The organism is Candidatus Bathyarchaeia archaeon (assembly GCA_038883335.1).
Classification (GTDB): Archaea; Thermoproteota; Bathyarchaeia; order Hecatellales; family Hecatellaceae; genus JAVZMI01.
In genome coordinates this window covers 134,576-148,183 of record JAVZMI010000001.1, presented here as the reverse complement: position 1 = coordinate 148,183, position 13,608 = coordinate 134,576, and the positions used below count along the sequence as shown (strand labels likewise).

Sequence of the window (13,608 nt, the reverse complement as noted above, 5' to 3'; positions counted from 1 at the left end):
GCGACCCCGACATCCTAAGTTTCCATGAATGGCTTTTAAAGAGCTATAAGACTTCATCTATCTTTCGCGTCATGAAGAGCTGAGCGCAGAATGGAACCGTTTCCTCGCCTCTTTTCTCATACTGTATGACGAAGGACTTAGCCGTCGGGTAGATCTCTTTTATATAGTCGCCAATCTCCTCAGCTTCTAGGGAGAAACTATTCCTAGGTATACAGATGGTAGTTCTCTTCACCTGAAGATGCTCAATCTGGAGTGCGAAGGCACTCTCACGTTTCATAACCATATGAATTATGAGGGGGATCTTAACGAACTTGGATGAACTCTTCAGCTTACGCCGCGTTTCCCCTTCAAGCTCTTCCATAAAACATTCACTACGGAGGTAAAGACAGACACCAGTTATAATAAACATTACGTTTACAGTTGCCGTGATTCCGCCGCTAAATATCAAATATTCACCATTTCTGAATCACTCACTCGACGAGTGGGTAAATCTCTTCTGCCACATAGCTAAAGAAGCCTGAGGGGTCAAGCCGGTTGAAGATGGTGACAATGCCGTCGCGGGTTATCCCCACAATATGCCCATAACGTTTAGAGGTTATGACAATATACCAGATGCTCCCGTGCTTAAGGTATTCGGAGTATAGTCCGGTGTCGGCGAGGCTTGGACCGTAGAGGGAGAGTTTCTTGACGTTTGGTATGTCCACTTCATCGAAGAATATCACCTTTGTACCGTCAGGATTGCCCTCATGGTAGCGCTGTAGCGCCTCTTGGGGTATCCTAGCCTCTACAATGTAGCCCGTGGTGGCGAAGATTATTTCACTCAACCTGTTAGCGATATTGTTAGCGTTCCATTTCTTTTCAAGGACTGTAAGGAGGAGTAGACCTCGCTCATATGTAAAGGCAAATTGCGCCTCGATAGTTTTAGGCACGGGCACAAGCTCGCCATGGTGTCGAATATGAACAATCTTATCCTGAGCATAGAGACCCTCGAGAACATTTCTCCGCAGCGAGAGGTCTCTGAACTCCGTCACCAACCTAAACTCTTTATCCCCCTCGGTGTAGGATTCCTCCTCACGGTAATTCTTCAGCTTTGCAGCTACGGCATCAAGATCGATCTTCTCTCTAACCTTAAAGATCTTTCCGGCTAAAACCAAACCTAACACCACCAAAAAATAGATTTAACCCAGTCTTCAATGTAGCGCTCTATTGTTCACAGTGCTTCTCCGTTAGTAGCTAGCCTCACCGCACATGCGGTTAACCTTATAACGCCCAACGCCCTCTAACCCTTTGCGGGTATCTATGAGTCAAGATGAAGCAGTCATGTGGGTTGAGAAGTACAGGCCAAAAACTTTGGCCGAGGTGGTTAACCATGAGAGCATCGTTGAAAGCCTTAAGGGCTTCTTGAGGAAGCCTCTCACGATGCCTCACCTCCTCTTCGCAGGGCCGCCGGGTAACGGGAAGACTACGGTGGCGCTTTGCGTAGCCCGACAGCTTTTGGGTGAGAGTTGGCGGAATTATACGTTAGAGCTTAACGCCTCTGATGAGCGTGGGATTCAAATGGTTCGTGAGCGCATAAAGACTTTCACCCGTCATATAACTGGTGCGATGGCTAATGTGCCTTTTGGCATAGTGATCCTTGACGAGTGCGACCAGATGACGGCTGACGCGCAGACGGCTCTAAGGCGTATAATGGAGGCAAACTCGCTCACCTCACGCTTCATTCTCGTCTGTAACTATTCCAGCAAGATTATTGAGCCTATTCAGAGTCGATGTGCCATCTTTCGTTTTGCCGCCCTCAGCAGAGAGTCGGTAGTTGAGCAGCTTCGTTTTATAGCTAAGAAGGAGAGGGTCGAGCTCCATGCCGACGCCATAGACGCGATAGTAGAATACTGCGACGGGGATCTACGGCGTTCAATCAATACTCTTCAAGCCGCAGCTGTTCTGGGCAAGACGGTTGATAAAAAAACCGTTCTAAACGTGATTGGTCAAACGAGCTCTGAAGAGGTCTCGAAGATAGTAAAGACAGCGCTCGGCGGGAACTTTCTTGAGGCTAGGAAGCTACTCTACGAGTTAATGGCAACTCAAGGCATGTCTGGGCTAGACATCATACGCCAGATCCACAGGGAAGTAGCTAATTTGAAGGTTACACCAGAAGTTCAAATCCAACTAATAGATCTCCTCGGTGAGTATGATTTCCGCCTTGCGGAGGGAGCCAACGAGGACATCCAACTCAGTGCCCTACTTGCACAGCTCTCACGTTTAAGCGCAAAAACGGGAATTCAACTTTGAGTCGAGTTATGTGGTCTGAGAAATATCGCCCTCAGAATATAGCTCAAGTTGTAGGCAACGAGGAGGCAAAAGTTAAGTTTCTTAGATGGCTCCGAGCTTGGAAGCCTGGCGCCAAAGCTGCCCTACTCTACGGGTCGCCGGGAGTTGGTAAGACGACGTTGGTTCAGGTGGTAGCCAAGGAGTTGGCATACGATCTGGTGGAGATGAATGCCAGCGATACTCGTACTGAGGATGCAGTGTTGAGGGTGGCGGGGCATGCGGCAAAAGAGACATCACTGGAACAGTTCTTCTACGGCTCCAGAGGAACGCTGATTCTTCTGGACGAGGTCGATGGGATATATGGACGGGATGACAAGGGTGGAATTGGAGCTGTAACAAAAGTGATTAGTGAGTCGGGAGCACCAGTTGTACTAATTGCTAACGACCCAGATGATCCGCGCGTACGCGGGCTACGCGAGTACTGTGAAGCGATCAGGTTCTACGAGGTAAGACCCCCAGCTATCTTAGCCCTCCTTGAAGAGATCTGTATTAGGGAGGGCGTTAAAGCTGAAAAGGATGCTCTACAACTCATTGCCGTGAGAAGCCAAGGCGATGTTAGATCTGCGATTAACGACCTTCAAGCCGCGGCAGAGCCTCATGGAGAGGTAAGGGTTAGCGACCTAAAGATTCAGAAACAGCGTGATAGACAGTTAAGTATATTCGAGACATTGAAGGGCATCTTTTTGGCTGATACCCCTGAAGAGGCAAGAAGATCTCAGCTGGATTCTCAGGTAGACTATGAAACACTTTTCCAAAGTATCCACGAGAATCTACCTTACCAGTATGGTGATCTTGAGGAAGTCGCAAATGCCTACGAGAAACTTTCGAGGGCTGATATTTACTTTGGACGTATAAAACGAACCCAAGACTATGGGCTCCTCGGCTATGCGTTGGAACAGATGACTATGGGTGTAGCCTCGGCTAGGCGGCACCAATACCAGCCAGCCGCCTACAAGTTCCCGCCCCAAAAGTTCATCCTGCTAAGTCGAATGAGAGGCCAGCGGGAGATCCGTGAGAGGATTTGCGGTTATGTGGGTGCCAAATGTCACCTCTCTAAGCGGAAGGCTGCTGAGAGTTTTCTGCCTTTCTTTAGGCTCATTTTTAAGAGAGCTCCGGATGAAGCCTCACGTATAGCTGAGTGGCTGGGTTTAGGTGAGGAGGAGGTTGGCTATCTAGGTGTGGAGGCTAAACAGGCTGTTAAGGATTTGAGGTGGGGTAGAGATTGAAGGTTATAACGAAGGATGGGTTCAAGCTTCCTTTTGTTGGGAAGGAGAAGTTTATCGAGTTGATGAGGATCGGTGTAGGTTACGATAGGCAGGCTAGGACCTTCTTCATCAGCGACCTAGACCGCATAGAGCACGTGAAGGCTGCCTTAGCTGAGATCATAGGTGAGGAGGTGACATTTGCCCAAAGCTGCTTTATTTGCGGGAGATCGTTCCCATGCAGTGAGTGCCGTTTCTATGGTGAATGCAAAACACAAGACATTCCCCTTAACTGTATCTGCGACACCTGCCTAGATAAGCCTGACCTTTATAGGCGATACGTGGAGAAAGGTATCAAATTATTCAAGACTTAAGCTAGCACGCCACAACAATGCGAAATGCGTCTTAAATCTCTTGAACCCATTAAACCCTAGGGTTCCTGAATAATTTATTGACCATGCTGACCGATAAGCGTATAAATGAAGTTTTAAGAAGCGTTACGCGGTGGGAGGATGCAGGCTGTAGAGTATAGAGCTGGGCTTCTGATCTTCGACGATCTTGAGCTTTTCAAGAGGGCTGTAGATGAGACAGGGTTCATCTTCGACTTTCAGTCTCTGAGCAAATTAAACGTAAACTTCCTAAAGAGCTCAGATCAGAATCTGATCTTGCTCCTCAAAGATTACGAGGGAGATTTCAATAATATACTATTCTTGAGTGAAAGAGAGGCTTTCTTATACACAAAGAGCCCCCCACCAGTGGATGCCTTCAAAACTTACGATAGAGTTTATGGCAAGCCATATGGCAAGAGCACAGTCCTTGCCTTTCTAACATTGAACAAAGTGTTACTCAGCTACAGGACGAAGCTAGAAGCCCTTATAAACTGTATGAGGGGGCTTGAAGAGGATTTTGATGCAAAGCGGTACCGCGACCTCACTTTGGAGTTCGAACGCCTCATCGATAAAGTTGAAGATTTCCATGATATCCTATTAAGGTTGGAAGAGAGACAAATAAGGGAGGTTGAAACGCGGTATCTATCTTTCGACTACAGCATACTGATCGCTGAAAGCAACGGATTACTGGATAGATGTAGGCATAGATTAAGTATGCTTAGAGAAATTGCATGGGACTATGAGATGCAAACCACAAGAGAGCTTAATCGGAGAATTGAGAGGCTTAACGATGTTGTTAAAAGGCTTACCGCGCTAACACTTATCCTTATGATACCCACTCTAATTGCAAGCCACTTCGGCATGAATTTTGAGTATATGCCAGAGTTACGAATACCGTGGGCATACCCAGCCGTGATAGTTGTTCAAGCATTAATCGCCGTGATGGCAATTTTCATCCTGAGACGAATAGGATGGCTTTAGCCTTGAGTGGAAAGACAAGTATATATTATTAATGCGTACGCTACGCTGGAGTTATTTTCAGCCAATTTTATTGGAGACCTTCATACCTCACGCCTATATGCGATTTAATCACTCAGGCTCTTCAACCTCAGCAAGCTCCAAGGTAAGAATTAAGTCTGGAAAGTGTTAATTATTTGATAGGGAAATCATAAGTTCTAATATCTTCGGTGAGGAGTTCGTGAGTACGTCAAGTGATGATACGGTACAGCCTAAGAAGATAGAGATAGTGCAGGCGATGACTTCTGGCGTCTCCATACGGAACAATACAACTGAAAGGGTTGGCGTGCTAATCCAGTTTTATAGAGGCGACAAGCTCGTGCAGGAGTTAGAATGGTTGGCTGCAGAACAAGGCTTCACAAAGAGAGCTATTCCGTTAGGAGTAACATCCGTCAAGGTAACTTCACTAGACAGAAACACAGTTTACGATGAAGCAACCATATCGGCGGCGCCGATTAAGGTCGCTAAAACCTCCAAATCAATCAAATCCAAGTTGGTCATACGCAGAAAGTTCCTAGTGATCCTTCTCTGGCTACTTGGAATGATCCTACTGTTAATCTTATAATCTTGGATAGCCTCGCCTTTGATGACAAATAGCCCTGGCCCAATTGATAGAGGTGAGGGAATTCCACTCAACTGATTCGTTAGAATAATTGTTCGCTAGAAGTTGGAACCGAAACAGAGATATATATGATTCCCTCATCATGTTTTGAGGTGCCTTACAGTTTGCCACTTGCGTTTGTTCTTATAAACGCAGAGTTAGGATCCGAGGAGGAAGTTGTTGAAGAGTTGAAGAAACTCTCAAACGTTAAAGAAGTATATGTGGTCTATGGGATTTACGACATAATTGTAAAGGTTGAGGCTGAATCTCTAGATAAACTCAAAGAGTATATCTTCTCAAAGATAAGGCAAATGCGCAACATTCGGTCAACCTTGACCATGGTAGTAACGTCCAGCTCCTCCGAAACTAAGTAGCCTAAAGTCCTCTCAGCTATCGGCCACCGTTCATGATAGCCACAGATAAACTGCCAAATTTCATTGCTTCGGCGTCAGCTTAGCCTTGATCCCTATGAAAGCTGGCCCTTTAACCATTATCTTTTTGTGCTCGGCAGTTATATACTGCTCAGCAATCTCGTTAATTTTAAGATTTACGTCGCTCGGAAGTTTGACCATCTTGACGCGGAGGTTGATCTCAAGTGGTTGGTCGTCCTTTACCGCCCTTTCTATCTTCGCGACTGCCAGGGAAGCCACTCCATCAACATATCTTATCCCAGTCGAGACTCCTCTCACTCTAGCCTCCCGGATTATTGGGATGTTATCCATCCCTGCCTTCGGAATTCCCAAGATGTTACCGTTATAGACGTAGATGGTATTTAGGGCTGCGGGCCCAAGCAACTTTGCGCCATTATCCGGCTCGTATACAAAGACTTCAAGTTTCTTCCCTGCCATTTCACCTTTATAGGCGAGGAATTCGCAAGGGCTAGGCTCATCTGCTTTTTGTATGGCGGTATTTATGATGGCTTCTAATATTTTTTCACCCTCAACGGTTGATGGCTTCTCGGCGACCTGAATCATCTGCGCTAACTCTGTGTCCTCGTATTCTTTTTTGAGGTAGAAGTGAGGATACATCAACTCCCTAATGTCGTTGACACAGTGCATAATCATGGTGATCCTTTCAACGCCGAGGCCGACATTGAATACGGGATACTTGATATCATAGTTAGCTAAGGAGACTGGCGAGTAGAGCCCCATGTCCCCCACCTCGACCCATTGATCTTTAAATTTTATGAAGACTTCCTCCTCCATTTGAGGGGCGTAGTATTTGCCGGTTGCTTTCTTGACAACAAACTTGGCGTCCTTAAAACCTAACTCGAGGAGGATAGCCTTTGTCAGCTCCTCCCCATCCTCTAAAGTTATCTCGTCATTCATAACCACTAGGGATGCGACAGATGAGGCATAGAGGTGAAACGGGTCAAGTTTCTGCTCTCTTCGATACTTGACCCCAATTGAGAACTTCTTTATGGGCAACACCTCAACGTTTTGAAGACGAGATAATACGGGGAACCAGAGGGCTGTCATATGTGAGCGGAGAACAAGTCTTGTGGGCAAAGGTCGCAGCTTCATCAGCTCAGGGAAAAGTGCCAATACAGCTGTTGCCTGCTCTGTCTTAACCCTTAGCTTTGTGACTATCTCTTCGACAAGGTCTTCCCCACCAATCTTTCCCTCCTTGTAAGCTCTGAAGATCCGCTTCAGCTCCTCTGTCTCATTCTCGGTGAGGTTTGGGATTACTTCCTTTATCTTCTGGAGCTTCCCCCCGCCAAGCCCTAGTTCAGGTCTAGGAAGACCTGCCAGATAGAAGCAGCGGTCTAAAATTACCGGCGCTTCAGGCCCGTATTGCCTGTAGACTTCTGACTCTTCAACTATCTCAGGGTTTATAATCTCATCGAAGCCGTAGGATAGGATGATCTGTCTGAGCTTCCAGATCATGTCTGAGACTGGATGAGTTCTCCCCTGCGTCCTATTCCAGAAGATGGATCTTCCTCTTTTTGCTAGGAGCCCCTTAGTCTCGAGCCAGGCGTCCTCATAATTTTTCTTTGCTTTAGCCTTTATAGCTTTAACATCGAATTCAACCATGTTGCTTACCTTGGACTGTCTCCACCTCTGATACTTAGACTTCGCCTCAGAGGTTTTAAAGAACTCTCTAAAAGCTTTCACTCCAACTACCGTAATTATTGGGGTTACAGTGAGCTAACCTAGTTTCTTCGGTTTATCCATACTGCTTAGGAGGACGACTCTACTCTCAACTGATTCGTCTATTAACTTATAACCCGTCAGCCTACTCAGCTCCCGTGAGAATGAGAGAATCTCTTCGTGAGTTGGCATATTCTCGAACCTAAGCCTCCGCCTGGAGAAACCCACATACATATATGATTTAGCCTCCACATAGGTGCTACAACCCTTTAAGATAAGCTTTGCATACCCGTCCGGCTTTTGAAGGTTCAGCCCACGCACAAGAGTTAGGCGTATTACTGTGGGGCACTTGAAACTTCTGAGGAGATCTAAAGATTCTTTTATATTCTTCCACCCATCAGTTACTTGCGGTCTGCAGATTCTCTCAAAGACGCTCTCATCATATGCGTAGAGTGAGAGGTAAAGCTGACTTGGCTCATGGGAGAGCCTCGCTAGAGCTTTAGGTTGAGTCCCATTAGTTACAAGGAACGTTGTCATACCTCTGCGGTGGAACTCTCGGAGAAGGTCGCCTAAGGACTGGTATAAGGTCGGCTCGCCGGATAGGCTTATGGCTGCATGTTTAGGATTTAACGCTTCACCATATCTTTCTGGGTCGATCTTCTTATGTGTTTTATACCCTGAGAGAATGCGCCGCTGCGCCTCAATAGCTTTCTCGACTATGAATGATGGTTCATCCGGCATATCCAATCTAGTTTCATCAAACTCCAAACCCAAATCGCTAGGTTGGAGCCTCCAACAGAAGAGACAGCGTAGTGTACAGTTGTAGAGGGTAGGGGTCATCTGAACGCATCGGTGGCTAGATATCCCATAGAATTTCTGCTTGTAACATGGCCGCTTGTTAACAAGGCTCTCGTGGAGCCACCTGCACTTCTTCACAGCTGAGTGTGATCCTATCAACTGGTACTTCTCACGCTTCAGAATATTTGAGAGGTAATCACCCTCCACCAACTGGCGCGTCTGTAACTCAACCCCACTCATACACTATTTTGAGTAGAGCTGAGCCTTATGAGCATTTCACCTAAGAAGGCTAAAATATCATTATCACCAACTATATTAATGAGAGCAATGATCCCCGCTGTTTACTTCGACTTCGTCGGAACTCTAGTTGGTACCTATGACTTTAGGAGGCACTTGGAAGACGCTGTCAGAGCTACCTCCATAACTGAAGACTGCGTGGACCCTGAAAAGTCTATTTTGTTGGACAAGGAATATACGAGGAGAGTCCTAACAGACCCGGAGAGTGCCCTCCGCACTGCTAGAACGAAGGAGGTTATGGAGGAGCTTAAGCGTAGGGGCTTTAAGAGAGTTATATGGACTTCCGAGGACCCATACACAGTTGGGGAGATTCTAAAGAGGGAGGGGTTACAGGTCGATAGGATTGATGCCACCACAGGTTACGGCATACCTCTCCATACCGGTGTGGATTTCATGTATAAGCCCTTTAAGAGGAAAGTTACCAAGGCGGATCTGCTCAGTAAAACAGAGTACAAACCAACCATAGTGGTTGACGATGATCCAAAAGGTTTGGAGCATTGTAAACTCTCAGGGCGAAGCGACATAGATAAGTTCGTCTGCATAGTAAACAGGCCGGATAGCGTTGAAAGTCAAAAACCCTTCAAGAATAAACAAGCAGAGTTGAGGCTAAACGTGAAACTATTCTTCAGCCAGACCGTCGAATCTCTACTTGAGATTTTAAGCTACGCTGGCAGGTAGACCAAGTTGGTTGAAGTTAAGGTTCTTCGAACTGGCTGGTTTAAGTTCCTTAAAGGGGGCGATGGTTGCGAGGCAATGTGTACAGTCTCTCTCTTAAGTGATGGGGGCAAGTATATTCTGGTGGATACTGGCGGCCCAGGTGAAGGTTGTGAAATCGTACGGCTTCTGGAGGGGGAAGAGTTGGCGCCGGAGGACATAGACTACGTCGTAATAACTCATTATCATCCTGACCATGTGGGGAATATGTGCCTCTTCAGTGGTGCAACCTTTGTGGATGGGGTTGAATCTTTCAAGGGAAGCTCGTATACTTTCTACAGCGGTGAGTTTCTTCTAACCGATAAGGTCAAGATTATCCCCACGCCTGGTCACTGTTCCAATGATGATTGTAGCGTGATTGTTGATGGAGAAGCTGGTGTGGTGGCAATAGTAGGGGACTTATTCTGGAGTAACCAGAGAGATGAACCTCCGTTCATCTTCGACCATGCCTCTCTCAGGAAGAAACGTGAAGAGATTATCCAGGTCGCGGACTTCATCATCCCTGGACACGGCGGCATGTTTAAAGTAGACAAAAACCGACATAAACGTTGAAGATTCTGTAGTAAAATCCTCGTTTACCGAAAGAATTATAAGCTGTAGCCCGCTAAATCCATGTTACCATACTAAATGGAGGATGTACGATATGGTCAAACACATTGGATCGATGCTTGACGTGACAAAAGAGGAAGTGGACAAGTATTATGCAAGGACGAAAGAGCTCAAAGACGGGTTGAAGAAGGGACAGAGACCACCTTTACTAAGAGAGAAGACTTTGGCAACGGTCTGGGAGAGACCATCGCTTCGAACAAGAGTCTCTTTCGAGGTAGGCATGGCGCAACTAGGCGGTCATATGTTAATGCTTAAGGCATATCCGAAAGAGGCGGCGGACATTATCTTCGGGGAGGATGTACGCGATCAAGCGAATGTCCTTAGCAGCATGTGCGACCTGATAGCAGCTCGTGTCTACTCTCACAAGACCATAGAGGGTCTATGCAAGTATTCAACTGTCCCAGTACTTAACATGATGTCAGATGAGGCTCACCCAATGCAGGCGCTAACAGACATGTACACGGTTTTAGAACATAAAGGGAAACTGAAGGGTCTGACTATGGCCTATATGGGCGATGGGCAAGGGAACACCGCACAAGACAATGCCGTTGCAGCCACTATGATGGGAATGAACTTTATACTATGTTGCCCAGACTACGATAAGGTCAAAGGCCAAATTCCAGATAGTCTCGGGTATCCTCTACCAAAGTACTGGGATGTAGCCAAGGAACACGCCAAGAAGACCGGCGCTGAGTTAAAGATTGAACACGACCCGATTAAGGCTGTGAAAAATGCGGATGTAATCTATACTGATACATGGATCGCGATGGACAAGCCTGAAGAGAAGGCAGCTCAAGAAGCCATAAAGAAGGTCTTCATGCCTTACCAAGTCAACGCGGCGCTACTCAAACACGCAAAGCCGGACACAATAATCATGCACTGCCTGCCAGCCTACAAGGGTAACGAGATAACAGCTGACATGTTCGACCACCCCAACTGCCGCATCTACCAGCAGGCTGAGAATAGGCTTCATGTCCAAAAGGGCATAATGGTAACGCTCTTGGGTGCTTAGGTCTAATACTAGACCTACTTTCCCTTTTTTTCTCCATGAGACAACTTTCTAGATTTGCTTGAGTTGGCGGTCAAACCTTGTATTAGGAGGTAGCGTTTGCCGCTGCTTTAACAACCCCCACTCTCACTATATGGCTCCCAAAACCATCGCTAAAAGTGCCATCCTAGTCACGAGCCCACTCCGAACTTGCCTAAAATAGACCGCATGCCTCGTATAGTCCACATCTGGGTGGATCTCATCAACCCTTGGAAGTGGGTGCATTATGATGAGTGAATCTTTGGAGCCCTTTAGGGTGGCTGGTGTGATCTTATATGCTCCCCTGACCTTCTCGTATTCGGCTTGGTCTGGGAACCTTTCCTTCTGTATGCGTGTAACGTAGAGCACATCGAGTACGGGTAAGAAATCCTCAAGCTTTTGGCTCTCCTCTATGATTTTGAATTTGCCACGAACTGCTTCCAAAACTTCTCTCCGCATTCCTAACTCCGCAGGAGAAATAAGGTAGAGGTTTACATTGTAGAGTGAGAGAGCATAGGCTAATGAGTGAACTGTACGACCGTATCTGAGATCACCCAGCAAGCCTATATTCAACCCATCGATCTTGCCTAGCTCCTTATATATTGTGTAAAGGTCTAGTAGAGCTTGAGTTGGATGCTCCTCAGCACCAGCACCTGCATTTATCACTGGAACTGAGGCATAGTCAGCTGCAAGTCTGGCTGAACCTTCCAAGGGGTGCCTTAAGACTATAACGTCAAGATAGTTCTCCACCACACGGATGGTATCGGCTAATGTTTCTCCCTTCTGGACCGCACTGGTAGCTGGCTCTGCGAATCCTATAACGTCCCCCCCAAGCCTCTTCATAGCGGTCTCGAAGCTTAACCTCGTTCGGGTGCTCGGTTCGAAGAAGAGGGTACCCATGATCTTTCCAGCTAACATTTTTAAACTAGTCTTGGAGGTATGCTCCATCTCCCCCGAAACCTTCAAGATATAATCGATCTCCTCCCTCGAGAAGTCCTTTATAGAGACTATGTCCCTACCGCTGAAGTCCAACGTAGTCACCAAATAGCATAAATCATCTGAGCTGGGATATATATCATAGGCTTTAGTAGAGTGGTCAGTTATGGCGGAAGGTGAACTGAGGGTAAAGAAGATTCGCGACGGAACCGTCATAGACCACATAACCGCGGGGAATGCCCTCGCCGTCCTGCGAATCCTAGGAGTTAAAGGGCGTGAGGGAGTTGTTGTGAGTCTCCTTATGAATGCTCCGAGTGAGAAGTTGGGTAAAAAAGACATTGTGAAGATCGAAGGCAGGGAGTTAAGCCAAAGCGAGGTCGACAAAATAGCCTTACTAGCTCCTAGAGCTACCATAAACATTATACGAGACTATGAGGTAGTTGACAAGAAGGAAGTGAGGATTCCACGTATTATCAAAGAGATCTTGAAATGCCCGAACCCTACGTGTATCACAAACAGTCGGGAGCCTGTCAAGACAACCTTCATAGTCCAGAGGGAGGATCCCCCGCTGCTAAAATGTTATTATTGCGGCAACCTTGTGGAGAAGGAGATGATCTTGTCGCAGTTCTAGACTTAACTAAATTATGGTAAACTTGATTTAAGCTGGCGACTTAAATACTACCTACAATTGCAACAGGATTATAGGGGGATTGTATGGGCAGTCTAAGGGGGAGAGATTTCCTCACATTAGCCGACCTAAGTAAAGCGGAGTTGATTGAACTCCTTAATTTTTCAAGGGAGTTGAAGAGTAGACCCCTCTCTGATGAGCTTAAAGGGAAGACTCTTGCCATGCTATTCGCGAAGACGTCTACACGGACCAGAGTCTCGTTCGAGGTCGGGATGACGCAGCTTGGCGGCCACGCCATCTACCTCCACTGGAGCGATACAAACTTCGTTAAGGGGGACATCCGCGATGAGGCGAAAAACCTTGGCAGATACTGCGACGCGGTTATGGCCAGAGTTTTCACCCATGACCAGATAGAGAAGATAGCCGAGGGTTGTGAGAAGCCGGTCATAAACGGTATGGATGATCTACATCATCCCTGCCAAGCCCTAGCCGACCTGCTCACTATCTTCGAGGCGAAGGGGCGATTCTCTGGGATTAAAGTTGGTTGGGTTGGAGATGGGACAAATGTGTGCAATTCTCTAATCCAAGGTGCAGAGATGTTAGGGATGGAAATGGTCGTCGCTACGCCTAAGGGATATGAACCTAGCATCAAGACTGGAGCCACAATAGTTCGTGACGCAACTGAAGCGGCGAGGAACGCTGATGTGTTAGTTACGGATTCCTGGGTCTCACTGGGTAAGGAGGCTGAGAGGGAGGAACGTCTCAAAGTCTTCAAGCCTTATCAGCTTAACTCCCAACTTCTATCTCTTGCGAAGAGGGACTGTATAATCCTCCACTGCCTACCAGCTCAGAGAGGGCTGGAGATAACTTCAGAAGTATTGGACTCGCCTCAAAGCTGGGTTTTCGAGGAGGCAGAGAATAGGCTCCACACGCAGAAGGCACTGCTTCTGAAACTTTTGGCTGGGCTTTAGG

General features: G+C 47.0%; 16 protein-coding genes. 11 read left to right on the top strand and 5 right to left on the bottom strand.

Annotated elements, in window-relative coordinates; all coding sequences use genetic code 11:
• Positions 1–43: 43 nt before the first annotated feature.
• Positions 44–361, bottom strand: a complete 318-nt coding sequence (locus QXJ75_00760) for a hypothetical protein (protein ID MEM3736613.1) — start codon at positions 359–361, stop codon at positions 44–46.
• 109 nt (positions 362–470) lie between these two features.
• Entirely contained in the window at positions 471–1,154 is a 684-nt protein-coding gene (locus QXJ75_00755; GenBank protein MEM3736612.1) for a hypothetical protein, read from the bottom strand.
• Positions 1,155–1,299: 145 nt separating this feature from the next.
• Between QXJ75_00755 and QXJ75_00750 the strand changes: the two genes are divergently transcribed.
• The 6 genes from QXJ75_00750 to QXJ75_00725 all read left to right on the top strand — a co-directional run bounded on the left by QXJ75_00750 (position 1,300) and on the right by QXJ75_00725 (position 5,911).
• A complete protein-coding gene (locus tag QXJ75_00750) occupies positions 1,300–2,289 on the top strand; it encodes a replication factor C small subunit (GenBank protein MEM3736611.1) in 990 nt (329 codons plus the stop codon).
• On the top strand, positions 2,286–3,554 hold the full coding sequence (locus QXJ75_00745; protein MEM3736610.1) for a replication factor C large subunit: 1,269 nt from the start codon (positions 2,286–2,288) through the stop codon (positions 3,552–3,554). Before QXJ75_00750 ends, QXJ75_00745 begins: the two co-directional genes overlap by 4 nt.
• The gene (locus QXJ75_00740; GenBank protein ID MEM3736609.1) at positions 3,551–3,904 is read left to right on the top strand and encodes a hypothetical protein; all 354 of its coding nucleotides are present in this window, start codon (positions 3,551–3,553) and stop codon (positions 3,902–3,904) included. The genes QXJ75_00745 and QXJ75_00740 overlap by 4 nt, the downstream gene beginning before the upstream one ends.
• A gap of 138 nt (positions 3,905–4,042) precedes the next feature.
• Complete coding sequence (locus QXJ75_00735; protein MEM3736608.1) at positions 4,043–4,900, top strand: CorA family divalent cation transporter; 858 nt, start codon at positions 4,043–4,045, stop codon at positions 4,898–4,900.
• 217 nt (positions 4,901–5,117) lie between these two features.
• Positions 5,118–5,501, top strand: coding sequence for a hypothetical protein (locus tag QXJ75_00730; GenBank protein ID MEM3736607.1), 384 nt, complete (start codon positions 5,118–5,120; stop codon positions 5,499–5,501).
• Positions 5,502–5,662: 161 nt separating this feature from the next.
• Positions 5,663–5,911 (top strand): Lrp/AsnC ligand binding domain-containing protein, encoded by a 249-nt coding sequence (locus QXJ75_00725; GenBank protein ID MEM3736606.1) that lies wholly within the window; start codon positions 5,663–5,665, stop codon positions 5,909–5,911.
• 60 nt (positions 5,912–5,971) lie between these two features.
• Here the strand turns inward: QXJ75_00725 and sepS are convergent, their stop codons facing one another.
• A complete protein-coding gene (sepS, locus tag QXJ75_00720; protein MEM3736605.1) occupies positions 5,972–7,651 on the bottom strand; it encodes an O-phosphoserine--tRNA ligase in 1,680 nt (559 codons plus the stop codon).
• A 33-nt stretch (positions 7,652–7,684) separates the two neighbouring features.
• A complete protein-coding gene (twy1, locus tag QXJ75_00715; GenBank protein ID MEM3736604.1) occupies positions 7,685–8,665 on the bottom strand; it encodes a 4-demethylwyosine synthase TYW1 in 981 nt (326 codons plus the stop codon).
• Between the two features lie 78 nt (positions 8,666–8,743).
• On the opposite strand from twy1, the gene QXJ75_00710 reads away from it, so the two are divergent.
• The 3 genes from QXJ75_00710 to argF (QXJ75_00700) all read left to right on the top strand — a co-directional run bounded on the left by QXJ75_00710 (position 8,744) and on the right by argF (QXJ75_00700) (position 11,057).
• The gene (locus QXJ75_00710) at positions 8,744–9,400 is read left to right on the top strand and encodes a hypothetical protein (protein ID MEM3736603.1); all 657 of its coding nucleotides are present in this window, start codon (positions 8,744–8,746) and stop codon (positions 9,398–9,400) included.
• 6 nt (positions 9,401–9,406) lie between these two features.
• On the top strand, positions 9,407–9,988 hold the full coding sequence (locus QXJ75_00705) for an MBL fold metallo-hydrolase (protein ID MEM3736602.1): 582 nt from the start codon (positions 9,407–9,409) through the stop codon (positions 9,986–9,988).
• A gap of 91 nt (positions 9,989–10,079) precedes the next feature.
• Positions 10,080–11,057: an ornithine carbamoyltransferase gene (gene argF, locus QXJ75_00700; protein ID MEM3736601.1), complete on the top strand. Its 978-nt coding sequence runs from the start codon at positions 10,080–10,082 to the stop codon at positions 11,055–11,057.
• Positions 11,058–11,183: 126 nt separating this feature from the next.
• Here argF (QXJ75_00700) and pyrB read toward each other — a convergent pair whose 3' ends face one another.
• Positions 11,184–12,104, bottom strand: coding sequence for an aspartate carbamoyltransferase (gene pyrB, locus QXJ75_00695; protein MEM3736600.1), 921 nt, complete (start codon positions 12,102–12,104; stop codon positions 11,184–11,186).
• 70 nt (positions 12,105–12,174) lie between these two features.
• On the opposite strand from pyrB, the gene pyrI reads away from it, so the two are divergent.
• Positions 12,175–12,639 carry an aspartate carbamoyltransferase regulatory subunit gene (pyrI, locus tag QXJ75_00690; GenBank protein MEM3736599.1) on the top strand — a complete coding sequence of 155 codons (465 nt, stop codon included), beginning with the start codon at positions 12,175–12,177 and terminating at the stop codon, positions 12,637–12,639.
• Between the two features lie 83 nt (positions 12,640–12,722).
• A complete protein-coding gene (gene argF, locus QXJ75_00685) occupies positions 12,723–13,607 on the top strand; it encodes an ornithine carbamoyltransferase (GenBank protein MEM3736598.1) in 885 nt (294 codons plus the stop codon).
• Position 13,608 lies beyond the last annotated feature (1 nt).

Bases quoted from the DNA above. Each gene is read 5' to 3' on its own strand.
- QXJ75_00710 (MEM3736603.1), top strand. From the start codon at position 8,744: ATGAGAGCAATGATCCCCGCTGTTTACTTCGACTTCGTCGGAACTCTA.
- QXJ75_00750 (MEM3736611.1), top strand. From the start codon at position 1,300: ATGAGTCAAGATGAAGCAGTCATGTGGGTTGAGAAGTACAGGCCAAAA.
- twy1 (MEM3736604.1), bottom strand. From the start codon at position 8,665: ATGAGTGGGGTTGAGTTACAGACGCGCCAGTTGGTGGAGGGTGATTAC.
- argF (MEM3736598.1), top strand. From the start codon at position 12,723: ATGGGCAGTCTAAGGGGGAGAGATTTCCTCACATTAGCCGACCTAAGT.
- argF (MEM3736601.1), top strand. From the start codon at position 10,080: ATGGTCAAACACATTGGATCGATGCTTGACGTGACAAAAGAGGAAGTG.
- QXJ75_00760 (MEM3736613.1), bottom strand. From the start codon at position 361: ATGGAAGAGCTTGAAGGGGAAACGCGGCGTAAGCTGAAGAGTTCATCC.
- QXJ75_00735 (MEM3736608.1), top strand. From the start codon at position 4,043: ATGCAGGCTGTAGAGTATAGAGCTGGGCTTCTGATCTTCGACGATCTT.
- pyrI (MEM3736599.1), top strand. From the start codon at position 12,175: ATGGCGGAAGGTGAACTGAGGGTAAAGAAGATTCGCGACGGAACCGTC.